We start from the raw sequence: 25,071 nt of genomic DNA, 5'->3' as shown, positions 1-25,071 counted from the left end.
GCGATGAATAGCCCGATTCTACACCGCTGGCGCCGGGAAGGCATGACGATGTGCCCAGGTGGCGTTTTTGGGCAAAACCCGAAGTTGTAGGAACCGTCTGAAACGATCCGTGTGAGGCTGACCTGCACCTGACTTGCCATTATCATTCGGCCGCCGCATGTGCGGCTTGACGAGATGACCCTCAATGGACCTTCCCAGTTACCGGTTCACCATGAACTGCAATCTGGCACTGAGCGCGCCGCCGCCAGGGCTGCCTAGGGCTTGAGTCTGCGAGGCTGAAGCCTGCAGGCGCCTGGTCGGCGCCTGGAGAACTTCATGCAAAACCCTATCGATAAAAACACCGCTGTTTGTGCCGTAGACGCTGCGCTCGATACGCAACGGCGGCAAACCACCGAAAGCTTCCACAAAGGCGCCTCCATCACCAATACTATCGGTGACCTGCGGCATGCGACCCTCGGGTTGCTGTACCGCAAGCGTGTGCTGTGGCTGGTGCTGCTGGTGTTCGGCAACCTGTTCTCAGGGGCCGGCATCGCGGCCTTCGAAGAAACGATTGCCGCGCACATCGCGCTGGTATTCTTTCTGCCACTGCTGGTGGACAGCGGCGGCAATGCCGGCTCGCAGTCGGCTACTCTCATGGTCAGAGGTCTGGCCACAGGCGAGGTCACGCTGAGCGACTGGGGAAGAATGCTGGGCCGTGAATTTGGCGTCGCGCTGCTGCTGGGCTGCACCATGGCGGTGGCCGTGGCATCGCTTGGGCTGCTGCGGGGCGGCCCGCAGATCGCCTTGATCGTGGCCAGCAGCATGGTGGTGATCGTGCTGATCGGCAGCCTGATCGGCATGAGCCTGCCGTTTCTGCTGAGCCGGCTCAAGCTGGACCCTGCCACGGCCAGCGGGCCGCTGATCACCTCGATTGCCGACGCAGCAGGCGTATTGGTGTACTTCGGGATCGCGACCCAGGTGCTTGGGCTTTGAACAAGGCAACCGACTAGGTCGTGCTTGATGCCGCTCAGCTTACCGCCAACGCTGTTCAGCGTTGCGTTGAGCGGCACGCCATTTAAAGCGTAGCCGTGGGCCTTGAAGCAAAACACGCTTACTTGTCATTTGGAATAAAGTTTCCAGGCGCTACCTTTAAGCGTGCTCATGAAGAGGTCTGAGCCCCGCTTCCATCGCTTAATCTACGGATCATGCCTATCAGGCACAGAGAAGTGAGAGCGACAAGTAGAAAAACAGCACCCAGCCCGACAGGCAAGTTTTCGTGCAAGAGACTTACGAAGCCGCTGGCGATTGCGCCTACGGCGAAAACCAGCGCGCTCAGTAAGGCGGAGGATGCGCCCGCTTCGTTCGGTCGGCACTCCAAAGCGCAGGTAGTCGCGGCGCAGCGACACAGGCATGTGCCGGCTGTGCTGAGCACCATCGGAAGCAGCAGGGACAGGGCTGATGGTTGTTTAATCCAATGCCATACGAAGATGAAGGCGCCAGCTACAGCAATTAGGCCTACACCTAAAAAGAGCTGTGCTAACGAACTTGCACGACGGTTGATGAGCGTTGCGGCCACACCCCCTATAACATAAGCCATGCCATAAAATATGAATGCCACTGAGAACTGATAAGGCGTGAAATGCAGGATTTTTATAAACAATAACGGTGAGGCCACAATGAAGGAGAAGTGGCAGGCGAAGCCCAGTGCGGCGAGAATGGAGTAGCGAATAAACAGTTTATCCAGCATCAGTTTAGCGTAAGATTGCACGATAGAGGGGCTGTGTGACGATTCAGTACTGTCTTTTTCAAGTAGCGATTGGGCGGCAAATAACGTCATTCCCGTCAAGGCGATAAATACTACAAAGCTGCTTTGCCAGCTAAAATGACTTTGCAGCCAACTGCCAATCAACGGTGACACGGAGATAAACAATCCGCTTGCGGTAATTTGGACGATCCTGGCAGCGTTTCTCCGCGTATTATCAAAAAAATCTTGTACAAGCGGTTGTGTGAGAACAAAGCAGCCGCACCCTAAAGCCTGGATTACTCTGAAGGCGACGAACAGCGCGTATCGTTCGGTCAGTAGGCATCCTAAAGCACCGATCGATGCCACCCACAGTCCCCAAATTAGAAGTCGTTTCCTTCCAAGTTTATCTGACAGTGGGCCGATGACCAGTTGCGAGAAGGCCATGGCCAGTACAAAATAACCCACTGATAGCGCGATATTGTTAGGACCCGTATCTAGATGTTTAGCTATCGGTTGGAACGAAGGTAAGATGACATCAATCGGAAAGACCCCTAGCATAGTGATCAGCAACAAAAAACCTGTTAACGCTATGGGTGAATGTTGAATGGCGTTTTTTTCAGTTTCACCCATGTGTAAGGCCTGCTTTTTCTAATGCATCTCTGTATTTAGGGATGTCTAATATTCCCGCCTTCCTTATGGCGATGACTGTTTCTGATCCAGCCAGTATTAAGCGATTGATCGACCAGTGTTGACAATCCCGGACGATACAGGGATGTGAACTGAGTGGCAGGCCACATTGCAGAAGGTTGCCAATAAGCCATCGTTCATCAAATGAGCAAAAAATCTGTATCACCCTTGCCAGTGCGCGAACCACGAAATCTTTCTCCCGCTCTTCGAGTTTGGGCCAGAGCCATGTAAAGCAATACGAAAAATAAAGAGCATGCTTTGCTTCATCGCGTAGATGATCTTTGAACATCCTCTCTACTGTGGCCACGAGATGGTGCTTGCTCAAATTGCGTAGTTCGTTAGCAATGACGGTTTCTGAAACGAAACCAATTACAAATTTAAGGAGTGACCTATAAGCAGTGTGCGTCTCTTTAAGGAATGAGTTTAGTTCTTCCAGCCTTGTTGAGGGTAGTCGCGGTGCATCAAAGTGGTGAGCAATTTGGTCAGCGATTAATGCCGAAAATAAAGCGTGATACCCCTCGTCCGTATAGATCATGTGCGCCATGACTTTGATGTCGGAATCAAAGCTTACGCTTAGCTTGTTATGAGCTATAGTTTCGATGGCCGCATTCACGACCGTGTGCTCAAGAACGTTGGTGTAATCAAGAAAATGCACGAGGTAGCACGCTTGTAATCTGACTTTTATGTTAGATCTATTGCGTATATGTCGATTTTGCAAGAAAGGCAACAGCGACGGGGGGAACCAGTTTCTACATTCAAGGTTTTCCAACGCCTCAGGCGAAAGCACATAATTATATGGGGATGCTCTAACGCTGCTCTGACAGTGCCAATTTTCGAATGATCTAGAAAGATGAGGTTTTGTGACGTTACGTTTCATTGTTGTCACTCGCTGTGGTCTGGCCGTTTGCTAGGAATTCTTCTAAAACAACCGGCTGTATTCTTCCTGTGCCGTGACCCGCGCCGACAAAGAAGAGGACTTCCTCGGTAGTTCTGTCGATGCCTAGTAATTCTTCGATTTTCGAGTCTGTTAATGCCCCGGTTAGCCAAGTGCCCAATTCAGCTTGGGTGCAGACATTTAGAAACATCTGTGAGACGTGCCCGATTTCAATTAAGGCCATGCGGTACGCGCGGGAATGCGTGTATTTCCACCACAACTTATCGAGTCGAGAGGTTAGGAACAACCCGAATGCAAGTTCGTCTGCGAAATGCTGGCCGCCTAAAAGGGGGCCTAGTTCATAGGTCCCTTTACTGCGAAGATCCAACCGATGGTGCTCAGGGTCATAGTAGTAGAGCCCGCTTTCGAGGCCTTCTACGTTTTGCGCATATAGATAACCTTCCGTAGCGTTGAGGCCACCGCCTGAGGGGCAACAGCGCCTTTTCCGAAAAGGCTCAGGTATCATTGATTCTGCAAGGCAATCGCGTTCTTTGAGGAAGCCCAAGCAATAAAATAAGGCCATACTGACGATGTCAATCTTGACTGGACTATCGTTAAAGGCGCGGCAGGTTTGTCGCTTTCGATATAGGTCAAGCTCGCCTCCTACTGGAGGATTTAGCTTAATGCAGTGCTGAGCCTGCTTTTGCTGATTCGGGGAGGGCAGTGGCCTGGATAACGCATCATTACAATGAGCTATGTATGCTTTGGCCCAAGCGCTACTGTCTTTTGGAATGTCAGTGCAAGGGATGTCTTTTGTACCGATGTGGAAGATCCACGACAGCATGTCCCAGCCCCAAGGATCAGGTTTCTCGAAGCTTTCGATGATGACACCGAGCTCATGAAGTTTTGTGTCCAAGGCGTGAGTGGGGTCGTATCGTGAAATATCTAAGGTGAGTGCATGAATTCGTCTGAGAAATGCTTGATTCACAATGTACTGCTTGTGATTCTTGAAATTCCAAAGCACCAGATTGGAATCATGAGGAAAAATAAAAAAATACGGGCTGATTTTCATATTTTCTCTCCTTAAGCCAGGGCGCAGTAATAGACTGCGCCATGGCCCCTCCCATTATTTTGGCGCTACAACGTGATTGAGGTTTTCAGCCTTTTTGGATTCCAGTTGAACTTCTTTCATTATTTTTTCTCCTGTTTGTCGCGGGATTGCGACACTTTCGAGCCTAGCAGGTAGGTCAATATGTGCAATCTTGTTCATGCTGAGAAACTTCCGATGTGGCTGTGGGAAAAGTTACTTAGGATTATACATTTGAAACAGTCCACCAAAAAAAACCGGCTTTCGCCGGTTTTTTTAGAGGTTCATAGTGTCAACTGTTAGGCAGCAACCGGCAGGTAATGCTCTTGATGTAGCGGGTTTCACCAATCGCCGGGTGCACCGGATGGTCAGGGCCCTGACCACCGCGCTCGAGCAACTGCATGTTGCGGTCCAGGTGACGGGCACTGGTCAGCAGGATGTTGTGCAGGTCGTCTTCGGGGAGGTGCATCGAGCAGGAAGCACTGACCAGAATGCCGTCCTTGTTCAGCATGCGCATGGCCTGCTCGTTGAGCCTGCGGTAGGCAGCCTCGCCGTTCTTCAGGTCTTTCTTGCGCTTGATGAAGGCGGGCGGGTCGGCAATGATCACGTCGAAGCGTTCCTCGGCTGCCTTGAGTTCGCGCAAGGCTTCGAAGACGTCGCCCTCGATGCAGGTCAGCTTGTCACCGATACCGTTGAGCTGGGCGTTGCGTTCAACGCCATCCAAGGCAAAGCCCGAGGCATCGACGCAGAACACTTCGCTGGCGCCGAAGGCACCTGCCTGCACGCCCCAACCGCCGATGTAGCTGAACAGGTCGAGTACGCGCTTGCCCTGAACATAGGGGGCCAGGCGTGCACGGTTCATGCGGTGGTCATAGAACCAGCCGGTTTTCTGGCCTTCACGGACCGGGGCTTCGAAACGGACACCGTTTTCTTCCAGCGGTACCCAATCCGGGACTTCACCGTAGACGGTTTCCACATAGCGCTGCAGGCCTTCGGCATCGCGGGCTGCCGAATCGTTCTTGAACAGGATGCCGCTTGGCTTGAGCACCTGGACCAGCGCCGCGATGACCTCATCCTTGTGCGCTTCCATGGTTGCCGATGCCAGTTGCACCACCAGAATGTCGAAGAAGCGATCGACGACCAGCCCCGGCAGCCAATCGGAATCGCCATAGACAAGTCGGTAGCACGGCTTGTCGAACAGGCGCTCGCGCAGGGACAAGGCCACGTTCAGGCGGTGCACCAGCAGCGATTTGTCCAGCGGCAGTTTAACGTCGCGTGACAGCAGGCGGGCGCAGATCAGGTTGTTGGGGCTCAGGGCAACGATGCCCAGTGGTTTGCCGTTGGCGGCTTCGAGCACGGCCTGCTGACCGGCCTGCAAGCCTTGAAGCGGGGTGGCGGCAACGTCCACTTCGTTGCTGTAGACCCACAGGTGGCCTGCGCGCAGGCGGCGGTCGGCATTGGCTTTAAGGCGAAGACTGGGCAGGGACATGACGTCGCTCCGGAAAAAAGAGCGGGAGTATAACCCCTACCCAGCCTTATTGCTGAGCGCCAGCGGTCAGGACGACAGGGCCTGGATCAGTGCCTTGTTGAAGGCAGGGATGTCATCGGGCTGCCGGCTGCTGATCAGGTTCCCGTCAACCACCACTTCTTCGTCGACCCACTCGGCGCCAGCGTTGCGCAGGTCATCCTTCAGGGTCTTGAAGCTGGTCATGCGCTTGCCCTGGGTCAAGCCGCTCGAAACCAGCAGCCAGCCGCCGTGGCAGATCACGGCAATCGGTTTGCCGGCTGCGTCATGGCTTTTGACGATTTTCTGGGCGCCTTCAACCAGGCGAATGGTGTCCGAGTTCTGTACGCCGCCTGGCAGGACCACGGCATCATAAAGCTCGCTGGCGCTGTCGAAGGTGCCGTCGACCTTGAACTCGTCCGCGGGCTCGTCGTGGTTCCAGCCGCGCACCGTGCCTTGCTTCTCGCTCAGCACGTGCACCTGCGCACCTGCCTGCTGCAGGGCGTCACGCGGGCCTGTCAATTCCACCTGTTCGAAGCCATCAGTCACCAGGATGGCCACGCGCTTGCCGTTCAATTCAGTACCCATGGGCCTTGCTCCTTTACTCGATGAATATGATAAACAGGCCCGTCCGCGCTTGTGAAAGTTCAAGTTCACTGATCCAGCGGTTAGTTCTGTGGGGTGCATCGCGGTAGAATTGGCAGTCCCATACGAGTGTGCACGCATGTCCCAAGAACTCACCGCCGAACAGATCCAGCAAGCCTTGCAAGGCATCACCATCCCGCCGCAGCCGCAGATCATGGTCGATTTGCAGTTCGAGCAGTACATGCCTGATCCGGACCTGGAAACCATCGCCAAACTGATCGCACAGGACCCTGGGTTGTCGGGCGCCTTGCTCAAGCTGGTCAACTCGGCGCACTTTGGCCTGTCCAACAAGATAGGCTCGATCCAGCGTGCGGTGAACTTGCTGGGTAGTCGTTCGATCATCAACTTGATCAACGCGCAGTCGATCAAGGGCGAAATGAGCGATGAAACCATCGTCACGCTCAACCGGTTCTGGGATACCGCGCAGGATGTGGCGATGACCTGCCTGACGCTGGCCAAGCGCACGGGTATTCAGCCTGCCGACGAAGCCTATACCCTCGGCTTGTTCCACGACTGCGGCGTTCCGCTGATGCTAAAGCGCTTCCCCACGTACATGGATGTGCTCGAAGAAGCCTATGCAAAAACCGACGAGCAGACCCGCGTCGTGGACACGGAGAACCGCGCCTTCAACACCAATCATGCCGTCGTCGGCTATTTCACGGCCAAGTCCTGGCGCTTGCCCGAACACCTGACCGGGGCCATCGCCAACCACCACAACGCGCTGGCGGTGTTTCGCGATGACAGCGCCCGCAACAACCAGAGCCAGATGAAAAACCTGTTGGCGGTGCTCAAGATGGCCGAGCATATCTGTGCCTCCTACCGGGTATTGGGCAACCAGTCGGTGGATCAGGAATGGAACGTAGTGGGGCCGCTGGTGCTCGATTACATAGGCTTGTCGGAATACGACTTCGACAACCTCAAACAGAACATCCGAGAACTAGGTGGGCACTGATACATGCCTGAGTTACCCGAGGTAGAGACCACCCGGCGCGGTATTGCACCGCACGTCGAAGGTCAGCGCGTCAGCCGCGTGGTCGTGCGTGACCGCCGCTTGCGCTGGCCGATCCCGGAAGACCTGGACGTGCGGCTCTCCGGGCAGCGCATCGTCACGGTCGAACGCCGGGCCAAGTACCTGCTGATCAATGCCGAAGTGGGCACCCTGATCAGCCACTTGGGCATGTCGGGCAATCTACGGCTGGTGGAGGCGGGCTTGCCGGCTGGCAAGCATGAGCACGTGGACATCGAGCTCGAATCCGGTCTGATGCTGCGCTATACCGACCCGCGCCGCTTTGGCGCCATGCTCTGGAGCCAGGACCCGCTCAACCATCAATTGCTGCTGCGGCTCGGCCCCGAACCGCTGACCGACCTGTTTGACGGTGAGCGACTGTTCCAGCTGTCCCGAGGCCGTTCGATGGCGGTCAAGCCCTTCATCATGGACAACGCCGTGGTCGTTGGGGTGGGCAACATCTATGCGACCGAAGCACTGTTCGCTGCCGGCATCGATCCGCGCCGAGCGGCCGGTGGCATCTCGCGGGCGCGATACCTGAAGCTGGCCATCGAGATCAAACGCGTGCTGGCGGCCGCCATCGAACTGGGCGGCACCACGCTGCGCGATTTCATCGGCGGTGATGGCCAGCCAGGGTACTTCCAGCAGACACTGTTCGCCTACGGGCGCGGCGGCTTGCCCTGCAAGGTGTGTGGCACCGAGTTGCGGGATGTGAAGCTTGGGCAACGCGCCAGTGTGTTCTGCCCGCGCTGCCAACGCTGAGGCCGTGCGCGCTTCGGGATGATCGCCATGGAGAGGCCGATGCGCGAGGATGCCGACGGCCGGCAGCGTCAGGCCTTGCCAGTGATCTTGAGGTACTTGGCCATCAGTTGCTCTTCGCTTTCCGGGTGCGCCTCATCCAGTGGGATGCAGTCGACCGGGCAGACCTGCTGGCACTGCGGCTCGTCGTAATGACCCACGCACTGGGTGCACAGGTTGGGGTCGATCACGTAGATCTCTTCGCCTTGGGAGATGGCCTCGTTGGGGCACTCGGGTTCGCAGACGTCGCAGTTGATGCAATCGTCGGTGATGATCAGGGACATGGGGGCTCCGGCCGGGGCTCAGCGCCCGGGCATGTTCAACGCAATGGGCACAATTGTGCCGCATTCGCGCCTGCAGTGCACGCAGGCGCGACGATCTGGAACAGCGGCTTTACTTCTTGAAGCGTTCAGTCAGCGCATCGGCCACGGCCGGGTGCACGAATTTGCTGATATCGCCCCCCAGTGCGGCTATTTCGCGGACCAGGGTCGACGAGATGAACGAGTACCGCTCCGACGGCGTGAGAAACAGGCTCTCGACGTCGGGTGCCAGTTGACGGTTCATGTTCGCCAGCTGGAACTCGTATTCGAAGTCCGACACTGCACGCAAACCCCGAAGGAACACATTGGCACCTTGCTCCTTGGCAAAATGCGCCAGCAACGAGGAAAAGCCGATGACTTCGACATTGGGCAGGTGCCTGGTGACCTCACGGGCCAGCTCCACGCGTTGTTCCAGCGGGAACAAAGGGTTTTTCTTGGGGCTGGCGGCCACTGCAATGATCACGGTGTCGAACAGCCGCGAGGCGCGCTCGACCAGATCGCCATGGCCTTTGGTAATGGGGTCGAAAGTACCCGGGTACAACACTCGGTTCATCGCGTCATCCTGGCTGGAGTGCGTTGGGGAGTCGGATGGTAGCGCAGCGACTGCGCCCGGCCAAGTCATGCGGCCGGCCAAGGCACTATACTTTGGGCCAGCCAATGGTGCGAGGGCACGGCGCTTTGATACGGTGCAACGCCTTGGCAATACCTCGTACCATGGCGGTTTTCACTGCTCCGTAGACAGGATGCTGGACATGGCCCGGCCCATCAAGACCCGCGAGAGAATCGTTCAGAGCAGCCTTGAGCTGTTCAATCAGTCGGGCGAACGCAGCGTCAGCACCAACCATATCGCGGCGCACCTGGGCATCTCGCCAGGCAATCTCTATTACCACTTCCCCAACAAGCAGGCGATCATCGCGGTTTTGTTCAGCCAGTACGAAACGCACGTAGACAGTTTTCTGCGTCCGCCGCAGGGGCGCCCGCTGGCGGTGCAGGACAAGCGGTTCTACTTGCAGGCGCTGCTGGCTGCCATGTGGAACTACCGTTTCCTGCACCGGGACCTGGAGCATCTGCTGGGCAGCGATGCTGAGCTGGCAGCCCGTTATCGGCGCTTCTCCGCACGCTGCATGCGTCAGGGCAAGGCCATTTACCGCGGCTTCGTCGAGGCGGGTATTCTGGCGATGAACCCCGCGCAGCAGGAGTCGCTGACCATCAATGCCTGGATCGTGCTCACCTCGTGGGTGCGCTTTCTCAGCACGACCCGGGAGCATGCAACGCACCTGGGTGAAGAAGCGTTCAAGCGGGGCGTCTATCAGGTGCTGGCCCTTGAGCTGGGGTTCGTCACCGAGCCTGCGCGCAATGCCGTGCAGGCCTTGTGCAGCGAGTTTCACGTACCGTTCATTCAGGCGCTTGAGCACTAGCGCCCGGGCCCGGGATTACATCGATCAGGAGATTGTCATGTCACTTGCGCAGTTGATCACCCCGCAGCAGTTGGCCGAGCGGCTGGATTCACCCGGCCTTGTCATTCTCGACTGTCGTTTCGCCCTTGAGGATGTGGATTACGGTCAGCGCAGTTACGCCTTGGGTCACATCGAAGGGGCGCACTTTGCCGACCTTGAGCGAGACTTCAGCGGCCCGGTCAGCAAGGGTGTGACAGGGCGACACCCGCTGCCTGATCCAGAAAAGCTGGTAGCGCGCCTGCGCGAATGGGGCGTAGATAACGAGAGCGACGTGGTGCTGTACGACGACGGTACCGGTGCCTATGCGGCGCGAGGCTGGTGGCTGCTGGCCTGGCTGGGCAAACGCAGTGGCGTTGCAATCCTGGACGGCGGCCTGACCGCCTGGCACGCCGCGCACCTGCCATTGAGCCTGGATCCCCCGGCCCGGCGCGAAGGCAACTTCAGCGGCCAGCCCGATGAGGCCATGCTGATCGATGCCGAAAGCCTGGTTCAGCGCCTGGGCAGCTCAGACCTGACCCTGCTGGATGCGCGCGCATTGCCACGTTTTCGTGGCGACATGGAACCCATCGACCCAGTGGCAGGACACATCCCTGGCGCACGCTGCGCCGCCTTCACCGAGAACCTTGGCAGCGACGGCCGGTTTCTTCCGCCCGAGCAACTCCGGCAACGTTTCGAGCAGCAGCTGCAGGGACGCGCGCCTGAGCATCTGGTTGCGTACTGCGGTTCAGGGGTAACGGCGTGTCATAACCTGTTCGCGCTGGCATTGGCCGGTTACCCGCTCGGCAAACTGTATGCAGGCTCATGGAGTGAGTGGATCACCCGCCCTGAGCATGCAGTGGCAACGGGCGACCAGTAGGCCCTCCACTACAGGCCTTCGCGTAACCATTGCGGAATTCGGCGCTCCAGGTAATAGCCCGGTTTTCGCAGGCTGCCGTCGACGAACCCAACATGGCCACCCTGAGCGTGCAGCTCAAGCTCGGTCCCTGGGGCCAGCTCATCTGCCGTCGGCACGCTCAGAGGCGAGACGAAGGGGTCGTCGCTGGCCTGGATGATCAGGGTCCGGGTACGGTTATGGCTCAGGTAGAAGCCACTTGAAGCGCGGCGATAATAGTCGTGCACATCCTGAAAACCGTTCAGCGGTGCAGTGACCTTGGCATCGAAATCCCAGAACGTGCGCAAGCCATGCAGTGGACCGAGCTGCTCCAGGATTGCCAGCCGTTCTGGGTGACCATGGTCTTTGAACAGGCGCTGCTTGACCTGCACATAGGCCAGCATCTCGCGCATGAAATGCGCCTGGTACACCTTCGAAAACCCCAGGCCGATACGATCGGCACACTGATCCAGGCGAAAAGGCACGGAAACGGCGACTGCCGCCTGCAACCGGCTGTTGTCACCCTGTTCGCCCAGGTATTTGAGCAGGACATTGCCTCCCAGGGAGTAGCCCACCGCGTACAGGGGCGCCAGCGGCCTTTTGGCACACAGGTGACTGACGATCTCAGCCAGGTCCTCACTGGCGCCGGAATGGTAGCTGCGGGGCAGCAGGTTCGGTTCCCCAGAGCAGCCCCGCCAGTTCGCCGCGACGCTCGCCCAGCCCAGTGCGTGCAGCGCCTGTTGCAAGCCTTTGACATAGGGTGAGCCCGATGACCCCGTCAACCCGTGAAGCACCAGCACCAGCGGCGCATGGGGCTGGTGCGGGCCATGCCAGTCAAGGTCGATGAAGTCCCCGTCCGCCAGCCAGATGCGTTCGCGCTCGCGTTGCAGCGTCGGCGTCTTGCGCCACAGCGGTCCCCACAATGTTTGCAGGTGAGGGTTGGAAAGGCCTTTGGCAGGATGAAACAGGGCGCTGGAACTTGGCATGCTGGGCAACTCGTGATGTGCCCGGCTAGAGTGCCATGAAACAGCGCTTGTATCAGCCTTCACTGACTCGCCTTACCCCGTGCTCACCTATCGCTGGGCTGGCTCCGGCGCAGGCAAGGGGGACTGCTCAGCGTCGGGGCCGAGGGTGACGAATACCTGAGGTGCCTTTCGCCACCACACCTGCGCCACTTCACGAAGGTATGCAGGGGTCAATGAAGCAAGCCTGTCCAGATGGGTGGTCAGGTAATCGGCGGGCAAGCCCTGATGGCTGTGCGTGGCCAATGTCGCTGCCAGATGTGCGCTGTCGGCCAGTTGGCGGTGCAGCCGGGCAGCGATCTGATTGACGGCCATGTCGCACTCGACCTGAGTTGGCCCACGTGTGTGCAGGCAGTCCAGCATCCCTGCGACCAGTGCATGTGAAGCTTCCCGGTGTTGGGGGGCGACGTCCCAGTGTATGTGCAGCAGTGTTCCAGCATCCAAGTGCCTGAGTTTGGTGGTGACCGTGTAGGTCAGCCCTCGCAAATGGCGCAGTTCCTGAGGCAAGCGCGCTTCGTGGTTGCCGCCCAGAATCTCGGTCAGCAACTCCAGGGCAGCATAGACCGGGTCGCTGGGTAGCACAGGAACGGCCACTGTCAGCATTGCCTGAGTTGCACTGCCAGGGTGCGTGATATGGTGTGACAGCGGCGACTGCTCAGCCAGCATGGACGGCGGCTGCGCTGCCCACTGCTGCGGCAAATCACGTGTCAGGTCATTGACCAGTTGCTCTGCGTCGTCCCGGCTAAGGTCGCCGACCAGCCCTATGTCGAGGTTATTGGCCGAGTAGGCCTTTGCATGAAAAGCCCGCACTTGGTCAGTGGTCAAGGGGCCGATGATCCCAGCATCGGCGTGCGACGCGTACGGATGGCCGCTGAAGACATGACCGGTGGTTGTATTGATCAGGCGTGCCAGCGGATTGAGTTTTTGCCGGCCTTGGTAGAGCGCTATTCGATCACGTATCTTCGTAACGTCCTCTGGGCGAAACGCAGGGCGAGCCAGCATCTGCGCCAGCGTTTGCGAAACTGCTCGCAGCAAACCGGGTGTGCTCAGGCACCTTAGCGTGATCGTGGCTTTTTCTTCGCTCAACGAGCGTCCCACGATGGCGCCCCTTGCAGCCATTTGCTCGGCAAATTGCGCCGCGCTCAGGGTTGCCGTGCCCTGATCAAGGCTGTAGAGCGTCAGCGCGGCCAGCCCTGGGTGATCGCCATCAAGTGCGCTACCTGCCCGGAATCGCAGCACCAGATCAATCATGGGGCGATCATGCGTAGCCATGAAACTGACCTTCGTGCCTTGCGCCGTCTCCCACCGCTCAGCCGTGGCCAGGAGTGCAGGAGGCTGGTCGAGTTCGACACGCTGGGTCGAGCTCAGCCTTGCCATCGCTTGCCGCGCCGTATCGATGGCAGGCCCTTGGCACAGCACAGGTGCTGGTTGGCGTATCTGATCGTCGTTCATGCTTGCGCTCCTGGTAGAAGAGAGGTGGTGGTCAGCCGCTCACGCCCCAGATAAGTGCGCGCTACCTGCTGCACCTGAGCACTGTCGATGATCGATATCAGGCGCGCATGTTCGTCGATCAGGCTTGCTGGTTGCCCTGTCGCGGCCATGGCGCCGATTTGCGAAGCTTGGGCCGTTGCGCTGTCGAGAGAGAAAAGCTGGCGGGCGAGCAGTCGCAGCTTTATCTGCTGCAACTGTTCAGCCGACAAGGCTTCGGTTTGCAAGCGTGCTATCTGCTCATAAGTCGCTTCAGTAGCTTGTTCGAGGGTCGCATTCAGTGTGTTCACGTAGGCTGAGAAGGTGATTACGGTGTCGCCACGTACAAGGGGGGCATAGGTTGCGGCAACGCCTGTCAGCAGGCCCCGTCCCCTGACAAGTTCGGCATACAGCCAAGCGCTGGAGCCCTCGGCCAGCACTTCACAGATCAGCTCGAGGGTTTTGCTCGTGAGTGCATCGTTGGCTGTGGCACAACTGGGGACGTTGAAGGACATCAGCAGGCCATGGCTAAGGCCGGGCAAGCTAACGGCCTGGCTGCGTTCCGCCATTGGAGCGTCTGAGCGGGGAAAAGGCGAGTCTGGCAGCTGACCGCGCTCCAGGTGCGCGAAGTACGTTTCGACCTGCTGTTTCAACGTTTCCAGTTCCACGTTGCCCACCACGACGAGCGTGGCGTTGTTAGGCCGGTAGCGGGTGGTGTACCACTGCCGCAGCGTTGGCAGGTCGATGTTCTGTAGATCTATCGCCGAACCGAAGCTTGGGGTCGCATACGGGCTGCTGCCGTGAGCCAGGGCCAAGTGACGGTCGTAGGCTTGCTGGATGGGCTGGGCGTCTACTTTCAGGCGTCGTTCGTCAGCGATCGCCTTGGCGCCTCGTGCCAACTCGGGCAACCCGAATGTGGCCGTGTCCATGGCATCTGCCAACAGTTCGAGCGCAACGGGCAGGCGCGATGCAGGCAACAACATGTCGAAAGAGGTGGCATCGAGGAGAGTACTGGCATTGGCCTGTCCCGCAAGGCGGGCAACGACTTTCGCGTACTGCCCAGGCTCAAGCTTGCGGCTGCCTTCGAAGATGACATGTTCAAGCAAGTGCGAGAGGTTAGTCTGCCCTGCTGGCTCGTGACGGGTACCGACGTTGTACCAGAGCTGGACGGCGGCGAGGGCATTTCGGCTCTGCTGTCTCAGGTAGACGGACAGGCCGTTTTCAAGCGTGAAATGCTGCACAGGGGAGGGGCTGGCGCCTGCAAGAGAGGCAAGCGCCGCCGAGACATCATCGGCCAGTGAAGGCGCGGAGAGCGATACGGTCATGCTGAGGTGCTCGGATGGCTAGAGACCCGAGCAGCATCAGTCAACGTGGGGCGCCAGCTGCGCTAAATAGTTAGCCCCGTTGCCACAGTGCGTAATGCACCTGTCCGGTTTTCTTCTCCCGGTGCAGTCGCCAGTTGGCAGGTAGCTGCAAGGTCGACGGAGCCGCTTCGCTCTCGGTATATACCCACGCTTGCTCGCTCAGCCACTGGTTCTGTTCGAGCAGGTTGCAGGTGTCTGCCAGCAACTGCTGATGAAAAGGTGGGTCCAGGAATACCAGGTCGAATTGCTTTTTGGCAGGGCCTTGCAGATAGCGCAAGGCATCGGTCTGAAGGATCTGCCCCCGTGGACAGCGCAGGATCTCGAGGTTGTGCTTGAGGTTGGCGATGGCGGCAGAATTGCTGTCCAGTGCCACGGCATCCTCGGCCCCGCGAGACAGGGCCTCCAGTACCAACGCCCCGCTGCCGGTGAAGGCGTCGAGCACGTGCGCGCCCTCAATATAGGGGGCCAGCCAGTTGAAAACCGTCTCGCGTACCCGGTCAGGTGTAGGGCGCAAGCCCTCACCATCGGGCACGGCCAGACGACGGCTGCGCCATTGGCCCGCGATGATGCGCAGGTGGCCCTGGCCCTTGCTCTGGCCCGGTTGCTGGCGGGCGGGAGGGTTGGATCTTGGCATTAGTGCTCCGGTACCCCGAGCGGTTGCCCGGAGGGTTTGTCAGTAGGGGCTGGCAGTGGCTTCTGCGGCACCTTCGGACCGACTGTGACGATGACCAGCTTGTCGGCGGACAAATGCTTGTTCATGGCGTCCTTGACCTGTTCGACGGTCAGGGCCTGGGACTGCTGCATGAAGTCTTCCAGCCAGCTTAATGGCAGGTTGTAGAAGCCGATGGCGCCCAGTTGCCCGACGATGCTGGCATTGCTCGCATTGGAAAGCGGGAAGCTTCCAGCCAGCTCGCGCTTGGCATCGTCCAGTTCCTGCTGGGTAGGGCCGCTGCGCAGATAGTCGGCCAGAATACCCTGAACCAGCTTCAATGTCCCTTCGCTGAGTTCGGCGCGGGTTTGCAGGTTGATCATGAACGGGCCGCGCACTTGCATCGGGCTGAAGGCCGAATAGACACCGTAGGTCAGACCGCGCTTTTCACGCACCTCACTCATCAGCCGCGTGCCGAACGCGCCGCCACCGAGGATCTGATTGCCCAGTGACAAGGCTGGCCAATCCTTGTCCTGGCGATCGATACCCAGCTCTGCGAGCATCAGGTGTGTCTGTTGGGACGGAAACTCGATGTGGGTGAAGCCTGCCTTGGGCGCTGTCGGCTGGGCTGGGGCAGGCAAGGCCGGGCCTTTGGGCAGGCCGGCTGAAACCTGCGCGGCAATTGCCTCGGCTTCGCTGCGGTTCAGGTCGCCCACCAGTGCAATGACGGCATTGCCCGGTGTGTAAGCCTTGGCATGAAACGCACGCAACTGCTCAAGGGTAATGCCGGTGATGCTTTGCGGTGTCCCATCGCTGGGATGCGCATAAGGGTGTTCGCCGTACAGGTGGGTGAACAGCGTCTTGCCTGCAAGCTTGCCGGGGTTCTGCTTATCGTACTCGAAGCCGGCCAGCATCTGGTTCTTGAGCCGTTTGAGCGCCTCGTCCGGGAAGGTGGGCTTGCCTGTGACCTCGGTAAACAGCTTCAAGGCCGGTTCGCGCTTGTCCTTGGCACTGAGGCTACGTAGCGAAGCGACGGCCATGTCGCGGTACGAGCCGTTGCCGAAATCCGCCCCAAGGCCCTCGAAGCCTTGGGCGATGGCAGTCACATCCTTGCCCTTTACGCCTTCGTTGAGCATGGCGTTGGTCAGGGCCGCCAGGCCTGGTGTGTCACCGTCCTGGCTGCTGCCGGCGGCGAAGGTCACGCGCAGGTCGAACATCGGGAGCTCGCGGGCCTCGACGAACAGCACCCGCGCGCCTTCAGCCGTATTCCAGTGCTGGATGTTCAGCTGGCGGGTAGTGGGCGCCTTGCCGTCAAGCTCGGCCAGGGACTGTAATGTGTTGGCCTGCCGGGCTTGTGCATTGCCAGCCTTGGCAGCGTCCTCGGCCAGTGCCGGTACGGCCAGTGCAGCCGTCAATGCCCAGGTACAGATACCCGTAGCCAGCCAGTGGGGACGATGCAAGCGACGGTCACTCATGAGCGGACTCCTCGGGCAGTACATGGGCAACGCTCAGGCGTTCGCGGGTGAAATAGGTACGGGCAGCTTGCTGGATGTCCTGAGGGGTAACGCGCTTGAGTTCGTCCAGCTCGCTGTCGATCAACTTCCAGGACAGGCCGACGGTTTCCAGCTGGCCGATGGTGGTTGCCTGGCTGCTGATCGAGTCGCGGTCATACACCAGCCCGGCGATGACCTGGGCGCGCACGCGCTCGAGCTCTTCTGCCGTAGGCGGTGTGGTCTTGAGTTCATCCAGCAGTTGCCAGATGCCCTTTTCCACGTCTGCCAGGGTTTTTTGTTTCTGCACGTTGGGCGTGGCTGAAATCAGGAACAGGCTGTCGCCGCGCGTGAAGGCGTTGTAGCTGGACGAGGCCCCGGCCACCAGCTCCTGCCCGCGCTCCAGTCGTGCGGGCATGCGTGCACTGTAGCCGCCATCAAGCAAGGCCGAGATCAGGCGCAAGGCATGCACCGTGCGAGGGTCCTGGGCCGTGGGCAGGCCAGGTACGTTGAAGCCGTAGATCAGGCTCGGCAGCTGGGTGCGCACGTGCAGGGTCAGCTGTCGCTGGCCGGGCTCTGCCAGCTCCAGCGGCAGCTTGGCCGCAGGTGTGTCCCGGCGAGGAATAGCGCCGAAGTACTTCTGGGCCAGGCCCTTGACTTCGTCGGCGGTAACATCGCCCACCACCACGAGCGTGGCGTTGTTGGGTGCGTACCACGAGGTGTACCAGTGGCGCAGCTCCTCGACTTTCATGCGCTCCAGGTCAGCCATCCAGCCGATGGTTGGGGTGTGGTAGCCGCTGGCCGGGTAGGCCATGGCACGAAACAGCTCGAACGCCTTGGCATTGGGCTGGTCGTCGGTGCGCAGGCGGCGCTCTTCCTTGATGACCTCGATTTCACGGCTGAACTCGTCGGCCGGCAGACGCAGGCTGGCCAGGCGATCGGCCTCCAGCTCGAAGGCGACCGGCAAGCGATCGCGCGCCAGCACCTGATAGTAGGCGGTGTAGTCGTCGCTGGTGAACGCGTTCTCTTCGGCGCCCAAATCCCGCAGGATGCGCGAGGCTTCGCCAGGGCCGACCTTGGCACTGCCCTTGAACATCATGTGCTCGAGCGCATGCGAAAGGCCGGTCTGGCCAGGCGTCTCGTAGCTGGAGCCGACCTTGTACCAGATCTGCGAGACCACCACCGGGGCGCGATGGTCTTCGCGCACGACCACTTTGAGGCCGTTATCCAGGATGAATTCGTGAGTGGGTTGCACATCGGCGGCGAAGGCCGCAAGCGGGAGGCACAGCGTGCCGAGCAACAGGCCAGCGGCGCGGCGGGCTAGAGCATTCATACGGTGTTTAACCTGTTCGGCGGCCCGCTGGGTTTAGCGTCGGCAGGCCAGGAGGTGCTAGGATACTGATCCGGTTGCCTGGCGACCATGCCTGTCGCCGTTCTGGCCTGCAGGACATCAAGACAAACGTTGCGCATGAACCAGCCGGCTTCTAGATAGTCTGTTCTGCGTAGAAAGAATTCCTGATGCGCCCTAGCGGGCCATCGCTACCCTGAGATAGCCGTCTTCCATGTTTGGTTCCAACGACGACAAAAAAGCGCCGGCCGAGGCTGGCGAGAAGAAAGGCCTGTTCGGCTGGTTCCGCAAGAAGCCGCAGCCACCTGCGCAAGCGGACGTGCCGACGGAAAAATCCCCTGCTGTCCAAGCGCCCGCGCCAGCGACACCCGATCAAACGGATGGGCCTGCACCGCTGGCCGAGCAAGCTGCCCCGGCCGTAGCGCCGACTGCGGAGCCGACACCCCCAGTTCAGGTGACGCCTGCGCCCTTGCCCGAGGTCGCTGTGCCCGTGGCACCCGCGCCGGTCGCCGACCCTGCACCACACGTGCCTGCACCTGCACCTGCACCAACGCCTGCTGCTGTGCCTGAAGTGGAAGTTCCTGCCCCCGTGAGCAACCTGGTGCTGCCGGTTGCAGAAGAACCCGTGGCGCTGGTGCCCGATCTGCAAGCCAAGGCGCCACCAGTGATTCCGGATCGCCCGGCGCCTGCGCCGGCAGTCCAGCCCGTTGCAGAGCCGGCCAAGGTCGATTTGCACATCGAGGCCGAGGCTGCCCCGTCCGTCGAAGCCGCCCAGTCCGAGCCTGTGAAAGCAGGCTTTTTCGCCCGCCTCAAGCAGGGGTTGTCCAAGACCAGCGCCAGCATTGGCGAAGGCATGGCCAGCCTGTTCCTGGGCAAGAAAGTCATCGATGACGATTTGCTCGACGAGATCGAGACCCGCCTGCTGACCGCTGACGTCGGCGTGGAGGCCACGTCCACCATCGTTCAGAACCTGACGCAGAAGGTGGCCCGCAAGCAGCTGGCCGACGCCGACGCGCTGTACAAGTCCTTGCAGGAAGAGCTGGCCGCGTTGCTCAGGCCTGTCGAGCAGCCGATGGTCGTGGCGGCGCAGAACAAGCCTTATGTGATCCTGGTGGTAGGCGTCAATGGCGCCGGCAAGACCACCACCATCGGCAAGCTGGCCAAGAAGCTGCAGATGGAAGGCAAGAAAGTGATGCTGGCTGCAGGCGATACCTTCCGGGCCGCAGCGGTCGAGCAGTTGCAGGTGTGGGGTGAGCGTAACCGCATCCCGGTGATCGCGCAGCACACTGGCGCCGACTCCGCCTCGGTGATCTTCGACGCGGTGCAGGCAGCCAAGGCCAGGGGCGTGGATGTGCTGATCGCCGACACTGCCGGGCGCCTGCACACCAAGGACAACCTGATGGAGGAGCTGAAGAAGGTCCGCCGCGTCATCGGCAAGCTCGATCCCGATGCGCCGCACGAAGTGCTGCTGGTGCTCGACGCCGGTACCGGCCAGAACGCCATCAGCCAGGCCAAGTATTTCCACCAGAGCGTGGAGCTGACCGGTCTTGCGCTCACCAAGCTCGACGGTACCGCCAAGGGTGGTGTCATCTTCGCCCTGGCCAAGCAATTCAAGCTGCCTATCCGGTTCATCGGTGTCGGTGAGGGGATCGATGACCTGCGCACCTTTGAAGCCGAGCCGTTCGTCAAGGCCCTGTTCGCCGAGCGAGACTGACCATGATTCGATTCGAACAGGTTGCCAAGCGCTACCCCAACGGCCACGTGGGGCTGCACGAGCTGAGTTTCCGGGCGCGTCGGGGCGAATTCCTGTTCGTCACCGGGCATTCGGGTGCAGGTAAAAGTACGCTGCTGCGCCTGCTGCTGGCCATGGAGCGTCCCACCAGCGGCAAACTGATGCTGGCCGGGCAGGACCTGGGTCAGATCAGCAATTCGCAGATCCCGTTCCTGCGCCGCCAGATAGGCGTGGTGTTCCAGAACCACCAGTTGCTGTTCGACCGCACGGTCTTCAACAACATTGCCTTGCCCCTGCAGATACTGGGCTTGTCCAAGGCCGAGATCGCCAAGCGCGTGGACTCGGCGCTGGAGCGGGTGTCTCTGGTCGACAAAGGCGAGTTGTACCCTGCCGACTTGTCGACCGGCCAACAGCAGCGCGTGGGTATCGCCCGCGCCATCGTGCACCAGCCAGCCTTGCTGCTGGCCGACGAGCCAACCGGCAACCTCGACCCGCGCCTGGCCGCAGAGATCATGGGTGTTTTCGAAGACATCAACCGACTGGGCACAACCGTCTTGATTGCCAGCCATGACCTGGCACTGATCGCGCGCATGCGTCACCGCATGTTGACCTTGCAGCGCGGCCGTTTGATCGGCGACGGGGAGGCCGGACAATGAGCACTACACGTTCACCAAAAGTTTCCGAGCGCGTTGCGCCCAAGCCTGCCGACCCCCAGCCTGCCAAGAAGCGTGGTGCAGGCGCCGACGATGACGGCCCGGACCTGCGTACCCTTCTGCACGCCTGGCTTGAAAGCCATCGCGCCAGCCTGGCGGACAGCTTGCGGCGACTGGGCAAGCAACCCATTGGCAGCTTCTTCACCTGCATGGTGATGGCCGTGGCGCTGAGCATGCCCATGGGGCTGTCATTGCTGCTCAAGAACGTCGAGCAATTGGGCGGGTCCTGGCAGCGCGCCGCGCAAATCTCCCTGTACCTCAAGCTCGATGCCAACAGCCGTGACGGCGAGGCGTTGCGCGATGAAATCAAGGGCATGCCGGGCGTAGCAGAGGCGCAGTATGTGAGTCGCGAGCAGGCACTGCAGGAGTTCCAGCAGCAATCGGGCCTCGGCGAGGCGCTGCGAGAGTTGCCCGACAACCCACTGCCCGGCGTGGTCGTGGTGACCCCGACCGAAGTCGACAAGCCGGCTCTGGAAGCGCTGCGTCAGCGCCTGTCCGAGTTGCCGCGCGTCGATGTGGCGCAGCTGGACCTGGTATGGGTCGAGCGACTGGCGGCCATCCTCAAACTTGGGGACCGGTTCGTATTCGGGCTGGCCGTCATGCTGATTTCCGCGCTGCTCTTAGTAATTGGTAACACAATTCGTCTACATATCGAGAACCGCCGTGTCGAGATCGAGGTGATCAAGCTGGTGGGGGGCACCGATGCCTACGTACGCCGGCCTTTCCTGTACATGGGGGCCTTGTACGGGCTGGGTGCGGGCCTGTTGGCCTGGGCTATCCTGGCGTTTGGCCTAGGGTGGCTGAACGAGGCCGTGGTGAGCCTTTCTGGTCTGTATGGCAGCGATTTTGCCTTGGGTGGCGTACCGGCCTCCGATGGTCTTTCGCTCTTGATCGGAGCGGTGCTGTTGGGGTATATCGGTGCATGGATTGCAGTCGCCCGCCACTTGAACGAGCTGGCGCCGCGATAGTTTTTATTTGCCAGCATTGGCCTGGGCGCGCCCGTTGGAACTTGTACCTGGGCCCCAGGTCTATGTAGGCAGCGCCTGAAAAGCGCGAGTTCAGTAAGTCGGAGGTTCTTTAATGACCACATCGTTGCAACCTGCGTATGCCCTGGTACCCGGTGCAAACCTGGAGTCCTACGTGCATACGGTCAACAGCATCCCGCTGCTGACTGTCGAGCAGGAGCGGGATCTGGCTGAGCGTCTCTATTACGAGCAGGACCTCGAAGCTGCTCGGCAAATGGTAATGGCCCACCTGCGGTTCGTCGTGCACATCGCCCGCAGCTATGCCGGTTATGGGCTGGCCCAGGCCGACCTGATCCAGGAAGGCAACGTCGGCCTGATGAAGGCCGTCAAGCGCTTCAACCCGGAAATGGGCGTGCGCCTGGTGTCATTCGCCGTGCACTGGATCAAGGCCGAAATCCACGAGTTCATCCTGCGCAACTGGCGCATCGTCAAGGTGGCGACCACCAAGGCCCAGCGCAAGCTGTTCTTCAACCTGCGCAGCCAGAAAAAGCGTCTGGCCTGGTTGAACAACGACGAAGTGCATCGGGTTGCCGAAAGCCTGGGGGTCGAGCCTCGTGAAGTACGCGAGATGGAAAGCCGTCTGAGCGGTCACGACATGGCGTTCGATCCGGCGGCCGAAGCCGACGACGACAGTGCCTTCCAGTCGCCAGCGCATTACCTGGAAGACCACCGTTACGACCCGGCGGTACAACTTGAAGACGCAGACTGGAGCGACAACTCCACCAGCAACCTTCATGAAGCCCTGCAGGGCCTGGATGACCGTAGCCGGGATATTCTGTACCAGCGCTGGTTGGCCGAAGAGAAAGCCACCCTGCATGAGCTGGCCGAGAAATACAGCGTGTCGGCCGAGCGTATTCGCCAGCTGGAGAAGAACGCGATGAACAAGGTCAAGGCCTTGATCGCTGCCTGATCGTTCTCTGTTCGACAAAAAGCCGCTGCCCTGCAAGGGGACAGCGGCTTTTTCATGCCCGCTCTGTATGCGGTGACAGGCTCATGGCCTGCGTGATGTGTCCAGTTGCATCAGGTAGCTGGGCCCGCCCAGCTGGCTCATCTGGCGGCGAATCCAGCCCGCGCGGCTGGCTACGTAGGTGCTTGGCTTGCCAGCATTCCACTTGAGGGGGCTGGGCAGCACGGCGGCCAGTTGTGCGGCTTGCTGCCGGCTGAGTTGACTGGCTTCCACGCCAAAGTGATAGCGAGCGGCTGCCTGGGCACCGAATACCCCTTGGCCCCACTCGGCACTGTTGAGGTAGACCTCGAGAATGCGCTGCTTGGTCCAGAACAGTTCCATCAAGCCAGTGAACCATGCTTCCAGACCCTTGCGCAGCCAGCTACGCCCTGGCCACAGGAACAGGTTCTTGGCCACCTGTTGGGTCAGGGTGCTGGCGCCGCGCACGTTACCGCCACGCTCGTTGAAGGCCAGGGCTGCCTGGATGGCGGGTATGTCGAAGCCCCAGTGGCTGGCGAATTTCTGGTCTTCACCGGCAATGACAGCCACCTTGAGGTCATCGGAGATATGGTCCCAACTCACCCATTCGCGCTGCAGGTCAATCGGTTCGCCGCTTACCCACGATTGCACCTTACGCTCGAACATCAACGCCGTGCCGGGCGGAGGTACCCAGCGAAACACCAGGACCAGCACGATACTCACGGCGGCAAACCAGAGCAGAGCGCGCAGAAGACGTCGGAGAAGGTTTCGCAGCATAGGGTGGCTTGGCCGGACGTTGGGGAAGGGCCATTATACAGACCCGATCCGAGGAGTCGTCCCATGCTTCGCAGCTTCCTGATGCTTGCCGCTTTTTTCGGTTTTACCGGCGTGGCCCTGGGCGCCTTTGCAGCCCACGGCCTGAAAAATCGACTCAGCGCTGACTACCTGGCTATTTTCCACACCGGAGTCACCTACCAACTGGTTCACGCGCTGGCGCTGTTTGGCGTGGCATTGCTGGCGGTCCATCTGCCTGGCCGGCTGGTGGGTTGGGCCGGTTATCTGTTCGTGCTGGGTATCGTGCTGTTCTCCGGCAGCCTGTACCTGCTGACACTGACGGGCATCAGCAAGCTGGGCATGATCACGCCCATCGGCGGCCTATGCTTCCTGGCAGGGTGGGTCTGCCTAGGGCTCGCCGCATGGCGACTGGGCTGACCGCCCAGTCCACATTAACGACTAATGGCGTGCGGTGGCCTTGGGTTGCGCGGCCTTTCGGCGCTAGAATGCGGGCCCCAAAGAACAATGGTGGCCGTGAGCATGCGTATCCAACTGAACGGTGAACCCTACGAATTGCCTGCTGGCGAAAGCGTCGCTGGGCTACTGGCACGCCTTGAGCTGGCTGGCCGCCGCGTGGCGGTTGAGCTGAATCAGGACATCGTGCCGCGCAGTCAGCATGACACCACCGCGCTGAGCGATGGCGACCAGGTCGAAGTGGTGCACGCCATCGGTGGCGGCTGACCGCTGTCGGCAACCCAACCGCAGGCCCAGCAACCTTTTCCCGAGGAACAACGATGAGCAACGTTCGCAGCGACAAGCCCTTCACCCTGGCCGGGCGCACCTTCCAGTCGCGCCTGCTGGTAGGCACCGGCAAGTACCGTGACATGGAGCAAACCCGCCAGGCCATCGAGGCCTCGGGTGCCGAGATCGTGACTGTCGCGGTGCGCCGCACGAACATTGGTCAGAACCCGGGCGAGCCGAACCTGCTGGACGTACTGCCGCCGGACCGCTACACCATTCTGCCCAATACTGCCGGCTGCTATGACGCCGTCGAGGCGGTGCGCACCTGCCGTCTGGCCCGGGAGCTGCTCGATGGGCACAACCTGGTCAAGCTGGAAGTGCTGGCCGACCAGAAAACCCTGTTCCCCAACGTGATCGAAACCCTCAAGGCCGCCGAAGTGCTCGTCAAGGATGGCTTCGACGTGATGGTCTACACCAGCGACGACCCGATCATCGCCCGCCAGCTGGCCGAAGCCGGCTGTATCGCCGTCATGCCCCTGGCTGGCCTGATCGGTACGGGGCTTGGCATCTGCAATCCTTACAACCTGCAGATCATCCTCGAAGAATCCAAGGTACCGGTACTGGTGGATGCTGGCGTAGGCACTGCCTCCGACGCCACCATCGCAATGGAAATGGGCTGCGAGGCGGTACTGATGAACTCGGCCATCGCCCACGCCCAGCAACCGGTACTGATGGCCGAGGCCATGAAGCACGCCATCGTGGCGGGTCGCATGGCATACCTGGCCGGTCGCATGCCCAAGAAACTCTATGCCAGCGCCTCTTCGCCGCTGGATGGTCTGATCAAGTAAG

Annotated in this window: 27 protein-coding genes; 12 read left to right on the top strand and 15 right to left on the bottom strand. The window is 60.1% G+C overall.

The features are described 5' to 3' along the window. Positions 1–315: 315 nt before the first annotated feature. On the top strand, positions 316–972 hold the full coding sequence (locus B2Y33_RS00860) for a magnesium transporter (RefSeq protein ID WP_206405111.1): 657 nt from the start codon (positions 316–318) through the stop codon (positions 970–972). A 166-nt stretch (positions 973–1,138) separates the two neighbouring features. Here the strand turns inward: B2Y33_RS00860 and B2Y33_RS00855 are convergent, their stop codons facing one another. The 6 genes from B2Y33_RS00855 to B2Y33_RS00830 all read right to left on the bottom strand — a co-directional run bounded on the left by B2Y33_RS00855 (position 1,139) and on the right by B2Y33_RS00830 (position 6,463). Beyond that, positions 1,139–2,353 carry an MFS transporter gene (locus B2Y33_RS00855; RefSeq protein WP_027913476.1) on the bottom strand — a complete coding sequence of 405 codons (1,215 nt, stop codon included), beginning with the start codon at positions 2,351–2,353 and terminating at the stop codon, positions 1,139–1,141. Beyond that, positions 2,346–3,287 (bottom strand): diiron oxygenase, encoded by a 942-nt coding sequence (locus B2Y33_RS00850; protein ID WP_081728176.1) that lies wholly within the window; start codon positions 3,285–3,287, stop codon positions 2,346–2,348. Before B2Y33_RS00850 ends, B2Y33_RS00855 begins: the two co-directional genes overlap by 8 nt. Further along, the gene (locus B2Y33_RS00845; protein ID WP_206405112.1) at positions 3,277–4,356 is read right to left on the bottom strand and encodes a SagB/ThcOx family dehydrogenase; all 1,080 of its coding nucleotides are present in this window, start codon (positions 4,354–4,356) and stop codon (positions 3,277–3,279) included. The genes B2Y33_RS00850 and B2Y33_RS00845 overlap by 11 nt, the downstream gene beginning before the upstream one ends. A 54-nt stretch (positions 4,357–4,410) precedes the next feature. Beyond that, positions 4,411–4,554 carry a hypothetical protein gene (locus B2Y33_RS00840; RefSeq protein ID WP_206405113.1) on the bottom strand — a complete coding sequence of 48 codons (144 nt, stop codon included), beginning with the start codon at positions 4,552–4,554 and terminating at the stop codon, positions 4,411–4,413. 109 nt (positions 4,555–4,663) lie between these two features. Further along, positions 4,664–5,860, bottom strand: a complete 1,197-nt coding sequence (locus tag B2Y33_RS00835) for a class I SAM-dependent rRNA methyltransferase (RefSeq protein WP_027913478.1) — start codon at positions 5,858–5,860, stop codon at positions 4,664–4,666. 66 nt (positions 5,861–5,926) lie between these two features. After that, a complete protein-coding gene (locus B2Y33_RS00830; protein WP_206405114.1) occupies positions 5,927–6,463 on the bottom strand; it encodes a type 1 glutamine amidotransferase domain-containing protein in 537 nt (178 codons plus the stop codon). Positions 6,464–6,653: 190 nt separating this feature from the next. Here B2Y33_RS00830 and B2Y33_RS00825 point away from each other — a divergent pair, with 190 nt between their 5' ends. Next, the gene (locus B2Y33_RS00825; RefSeq protein ID WP_173645904.1) at positions 6,654–7,472 is read left to right on the top strand and encodes an HDOD domain-containing protein; all 819 of its coding nucleotides are present in this window, start codon (positions 6,654–6,656) and stop codon (positions 7,470–7,472) included. Positions 7,473–7,475: 3 nt separating this feature from the next. Further along, positions 7,476–8,288 carry a bifunctional DNA-formamidopyrimidine glycosylase/DNA-(apurinic or apyrimidinic site) lyase gene (gene mutM / locus B2Y33_RS00820; RefSeq protein WP_028686700.1) on the top strand — a complete coding sequence of 271 codons (813 nt, stop codon included), beginning with the start codon at positions 7,476–7,478 and terminating at the stop codon, positions 8,286–8,288. A gap of 68 nt (positions 8,289–8,356) precedes the next feature. Here mutM and B2Y33_RS00815 read toward each other — a convergent pair whose 3' ends face one another. Further along, a complete protein-coding gene (locus B2Y33_RS00815) occupies positions 8,357–8,608 on the bottom strand; it encodes a YfhL family 4Fe-4S dicluster ferredoxin (protein WP_023532594.1) in 252 nt (83 codons plus the stop codon). Between the two features lie 109 nt (positions 8,609–8,717). After that, on the bottom strand, positions 8,718–9,197 hold the full coding sequence (gene coaD / locus B2Y33_RS00810; RefSeq protein WP_023532462.1) for a pantetheine-phosphate adenylyltransferase: 480 nt from the start codon (positions 9,195–9,197) through the stop codon (positions 8,718–8,720). Between the two features lie 199 nt (positions 9,198–9,396). On the opposite strand from coaD, the gene B2Y33_RS00805 reads away from it, so the two are divergent. Together B2Y33_RS00805 and B2Y33_RS00800 are read left to right on the top strand one after the other, a co-directional pair. After that, positions 9,397–10,062, top strand: a complete 666-nt coding sequence (locus tag B2Y33_RS00805) for a TetR/AcrR family transcriptional regulator (protein WP_027913481.1) — start codon at positions 9,397–9,399, stop codon at positions 10,060–10,062. Positions 10,063–10,099: 37 nt separating this feature from the next. Further along, positions 10,100–10,957, top strand: coding sequence for a sulfurtransferase (locus B2Y33_RS00800; protein WP_028686699.1), 858 nt, complete (start codon positions 10,100–10,102; stop codon positions 10,955–10,957). Between the two features lie 8 nt (positions 10,958–10,965). Here the strand turns inward: B2Y33_RS00800 and B2Y33_RS00795 are convergent, their stop codons facing one another. The 6 genes from B2Y33_RS00795 to B2Y33_RS00770 all read right to left on the bottom strand — a co-directional run bounded on the left by B2Y33_RS00795 (position 10,966) and on the right by B2Y33_RS00770 (position 18,297). Further along, on the bottom strand, positions 10,966–11,958 hold the full coding sequence (locus tag B2Y33_RS00795) for a hydrolase (protein ID WP_028686698.1): 993 nt from the start codon (positions 11,956–11,958) through the stop codon (positions 10,966–10,968). An 87-nt stretch (positions 11,959–12,045) separates the two neighbouring features. Beyond that, positions 12,046–13,446: a M16 family metallopeptidase gene (locus B2Y33_RS00790; protein WP_027913484.1), complete on the bottom strand. Its 1,401-nt coding sequence runs from the start codon at positions 13,444–13,446 to the stop codon at positions 12,046–12,048. After that, a complete protein-coding gene (locus tag B2Y33_RS00785) occupies positions 13,443–14,786 on the bottom strand; it encodes a M16 family metallopeptidase (RefSeq protein ID WP_206405115.1) in 1,344 nt (447 codons plus the stop codon). The genes B2Y33_RS00790 and B2Y33_RS00785 overlap by 4 nt, the downstream gene beginning before the upstream one ends. Positions 14,787–14,856: 70 nt before the next feature. Further along, complete coding sequence (gene rsmD, locus B2Y33_RS00780) at positions 14,857–15,459, bottom strand: 16S rRNA (guanine(966)-N(2))-methyltransferase RsmD (RefSeq protein WP_027913486.1); 603 nt, start codon at positions 15,457–15,459, stop codon at positions 14,857–14,859. After that, positions 15,459–16,949, bottom strand: coding sequence for a M16 family metallopeptidase (locus B2Y33_RS00775; RefSeq protein WP_027913487.1), 1,491 nt, complete (start codon positions 16,947–16,949; stop codon positions 15,459–15,461). Before B2Y33_RS00775 ends, rsmD begins: the two co-directional genes overlap by 1 nt. After that, positions 16,942–18,297, bottom strand: coding sequence for a M16 family metallopeptidase (locus B2Y33_RS00770; RefSeq protein ID WP_027913488.1), 1,356 nt, complete (start codon positions 18,295–18,297; stop codon positions 16,942–16,944). Before B2Y33_RS00770 ends, B2Y33_RS00775 begins: the two co-directional genes overlap by 8 nt. 229 nt (positions 18,298–18,526) lie before the next feature. On the opposite strand from B2Y33_RS00770, the gene ftsY reads away from it, so the two are divergent. From ftsY to rpoH, 4 genes are all read left to right on the top strand, one after another. Then, a complete protein-coding gene (gene ftsY, locus B2Y33_RS00765) occupies positions 18,527–20,026 on the top strand; it encodes a signal recognition particle-docking protein FtsY (RefSeq protein ID WP_049695318.1) in 1,500 nt (499 codons plus the stop codon). 2 nt (positions 20,027–20,028) lie between these two features. Next, a complete protein-coding gene (gene ftsE / locus B2Y33_RS00760; protein WP_023532835.1) occupies positions 20,029–20,700 on the top strand; it encodes a cell division ATP-binding protein FtsE in 672 nt (223 codons plus the stop codon). Then, positions 20,697–21,725 (top strand): permease-like cell division protein FtsX, encoded by a 1,029-nt coding sequence (gene ftsX, locus B2Y33_RS00755; RefSeq protein WP_206405116.1) that lies wholly within the window; start codon positions 20,697–20,699, stop codon positions 21,723–21,725. Before ftsE ends, ftsX begins: the two co-directional genes overlap by 4 nt. A gap of 112 nt (positions 21,726–21,837) precedes the next feature. Next, the gene (rpoH, locus tag B2Y33_RS00750; RefSeq protein WP_023532728.1) at positions 21,838–22,692 is read left to right on the top strand and encodes an RNA polymerase sigma factor RpoH; all 855 of its coding nucleotides are present in this window, start codon (positions 21,838–21,840) and stop codon (positions 22,690–22,692) included. Positions 22,693–22,773: 81 nt separating this feature from the next. Here the strand turns inward: rpoH and mtgA are convergent, their stop codons facing one another. Beyond that, positions 22,774–23,484, bottom strand: coding sequence for a monofunctional biosynthetic peptidoglycan transglycosylase (gene mtgA, locus B2Y33_RS00745; RefSeq protein ID WP_028686693.1), 711 nt, complete (start codon positions 23,482–23,484; stop codon positions 22,774–22,776). Between the two features lie 63 nt (positions 23,485–23,547). Here mtgA and B2Y33_RS00740 point away from each other — a divergent pair, with 63 nt between their 5' ends. The 3 genes from B2Y33_RS00740 (at position 23,548) to B2Y33_RS00730 (ending at position 25,070) form a co-directional block, all read left to right on the top strand. After that, positions 23,548–23,919: a DUF423 domain-containing protein gene (locus tag B2Y33_RS00740; protein ID WP_028686692.1), complete on the top strand. Its 372-nt coding sequence runs from the start codon at positions 23,548–23,550 to the stop codon at positions 23,917–23,919. A 102-nt stretch (positions 23,920–24,021) separates the two neighbouring features. Continuing rightward, complete coding sequence (gene thiS / locus B2Y33_RS00735; RefSeq protein ID WP_033728350.1) at positions 24,022–24,222, top strand: sulfur carrier protein ThiS; 201 nt, start codon at positions 24,022–24,024, stop codon at positions 24,220–24,222. 53 nt (positions 24,223–24,275) lie between these two features. Then, entirely contained in the window at positions 24,276–25,070 is a 795-nt protein-coding gene (locus B2Y33_RS00730) for a thiazole synthase (protein WP_023532295.1), read from the top strand. Position 25,071: the final 1 nt, after the last annotated feature.

The sequence above is a fragment of the Pseudomonas sp. UBA5666 genome (assembly GCF_002420785.1).
Lineage (GTDB): Bacteria > Pseudomonadota > Gammaproteobacteria > Pseudomonadales > Pseudomonadaceae > Aquipseudomonas > Aquipseudomonas fulva.
This window is presented reverse-complemented; position numbering and strand designations above follow the sequence as displayed.

Excerpts from the sequence above, each read along its gene's own strand:
- B2Y33_RS00860 (WP_206405111.1), top strand. The coding sequence starts at position 316 with ATGCAAAACCCTATCGATAAAAACACCGCTGTTTGTGCCGTAGACGCT.
- B2Y33_RS00855 (WP_027913476.1), bottom strand. The coding sequence starts at position 2,353 with ATGGGTGAAACTGAAAAAAACGCCATTCAACATTCACCCATAGCGTTA.
- B2Y33_RS00850 (WP_081728176.1), bottom strand. The coding sequence starts at position 3,287 with ATGAAACGTAACGTCACAAAACCTCATCTTTCTAGATCATTCGAAAAT.
- B2Y33_RS00845 (WP_206405112.1), bottom strand. The coding sequence starts at position 4,356 with ATGAAAATCAGCCCGTATTTTTTTATTTTTCCTCATGATTCCAATCTG.
- B2Y33_RS00840 (WP_206405113.1), bottom strand. The coding sequence starts at position 4,554 with ATGAACAAGATTGCACATATTGACCTACCTGCTAGGCTCGAAAGTGTC.
- B2Y33_RS00835 (WP_027913478.1), bottom strand. The coding sequence starts at position 5,860 with ATGTCCCTGCCCAGTCTTCGCCTTAAAGCCAATGCCGACCGCCGCCTG.
- B2Y33_RS00830 (WP_206405114.1), bottom strand. The coding sequence starts at position 6,463 with ATGGGTACTGAATTGAACGGCAAGCGCGTGGCCATCCTGGTGACTGAT.
- mutM (WP_028686700.1), top strand. The coding sequence starts at position 7,476 with ATGCCTGAGTTACCCGAGGTAGAGACCACCCGGCGCGGTATTGCACCG.
- B2Y33_RS00815 (WP_023532594.1), bottom strand. The coding sequence starts at position 8,608 with ATGTCCCTGATCATCACCGACGATTGCATCAACTGCGACGTCTGCGAA.
- coaD (WP_023532462.1), bottom strand. The coding sequence starts at position 9,197 with ATGAACCGAGTGTTGTACCCGGGTACTTTCGACCCCATTACCAAAGGC.
- B2Y33_RS00805 (WP_027913481.1), top strand. The coding sequence starts at position 9,397 with ATGGCCCGGCCCATCAAGACCCGCGAGAGAATCGTTCAGAGCAGCCTT.
- B2Y33_RS00800 (WP_028686699.1), top strand. The coding sequence starts at position 10,100 with ATGTCACTTGCGCAGTTGATCACCCCGCAGCAGTTGGCCGAGCGGCTG.
- B2Y33_RS00795 (WP_028686698.1), bottom strand. The coding sequence starts at position 11,958 with ATGCCAAGTTCCAGCGCCCTGTTTCATCCTGCCAAAGGCCTTTCCAAC.
- B2Y33_RS00790 (WP_027913484.1), bottom strand. The coding sequence starts at position 13,446 with ATGAACGACGATCAGATACGCCAACCAGCACCTGTGCTGTGCCAAGGG.
- B2Y33_RS00785 (WP_206405115.1), bottom strand. The coding sequence starts at position 14,786 with ATGACCGTATCGCTCTCCGCGCCTTCACTGGCCGATGATGTCTCGGCG.
- rsmD (WP_027913486.1), bottom strand. The coding sequence starts at position 15,459 with ATGCCAAGATCCAACCCTCCCGCCCGCCAGCAACCGGGCCAGAGCAAG.
- B2Y33_RS00775 (WP_027913487.1), bottom strand. The coding sequence starts at position 16,949 with ATGAGTGACCGTCGCTTGCATCGTCCCCACTGGCTGGCTACGGGTATC.
- B2Y33_RS00770 (WP_027913488.1), bottom strand. The coding sequence starts at position 18,297 with ATGAATGCTCTAGCCCGCCGCGCCGCTGGCCTGTTGCTCGGCACGCTG.
- ftsY (WP_049695318.1), top strand. The coding sequence starts at position 18,527 with ATGTTTGGTTCCAACGACGACAAAAAAGCGCCGGCCGAGGCTGGCGAG.
- ftsE (WP_023532835.1), top strand. The coding sequence starts at position 20,029 with ATGATTCGATTCGAACAGGTTGCCAAGCGCTACCCCAACGGCCACGTG.
- ftsX (WP_206405116.1), top strand. The coding sequence starts at position 20,697 with ATGAGCACTACACGTTCACCAAAAGTTTCCGAGCGCGTTGCGCCCAAG.
- rpoH (WP_023532728.1), top strand. The coding sequence starts at position 21,838 with ATGACCACATCGTTGCAACCTGCGTATGCCCTGGTACCCGGTGCAAAC.
- mtgA (WP_028686693.1), bottom strand. The coding sequence starts at position 23,484 with ATGCTGCGAAACCTTCTCCGACGTCTTCTGCGCGCTCTGCTCTGGTTT.
- B2Y33_RS00740 (WP_028686692.1), top strand. The coding sequence starts at position 23,548 with ATGCTTCGCAGCTTCCTGATGCTTGCCGCTTTTTTCGGTTTTACCGGC.
- thiS (WP_033728350.1), top strand. The coding sequence starts at position 24,022 with ATGCGTATCCAACTGAACGGTGAACCCTACGAATTGCCTGCTGGCGAA.
- B2Y33_RS00730 (WP_023532295.1), top strand. The coding sequence starts at position 24,276 with ATGAGCAACGTTCGCAGCGACAAGCCCTTCACCCTGGCCGGGCGCACC.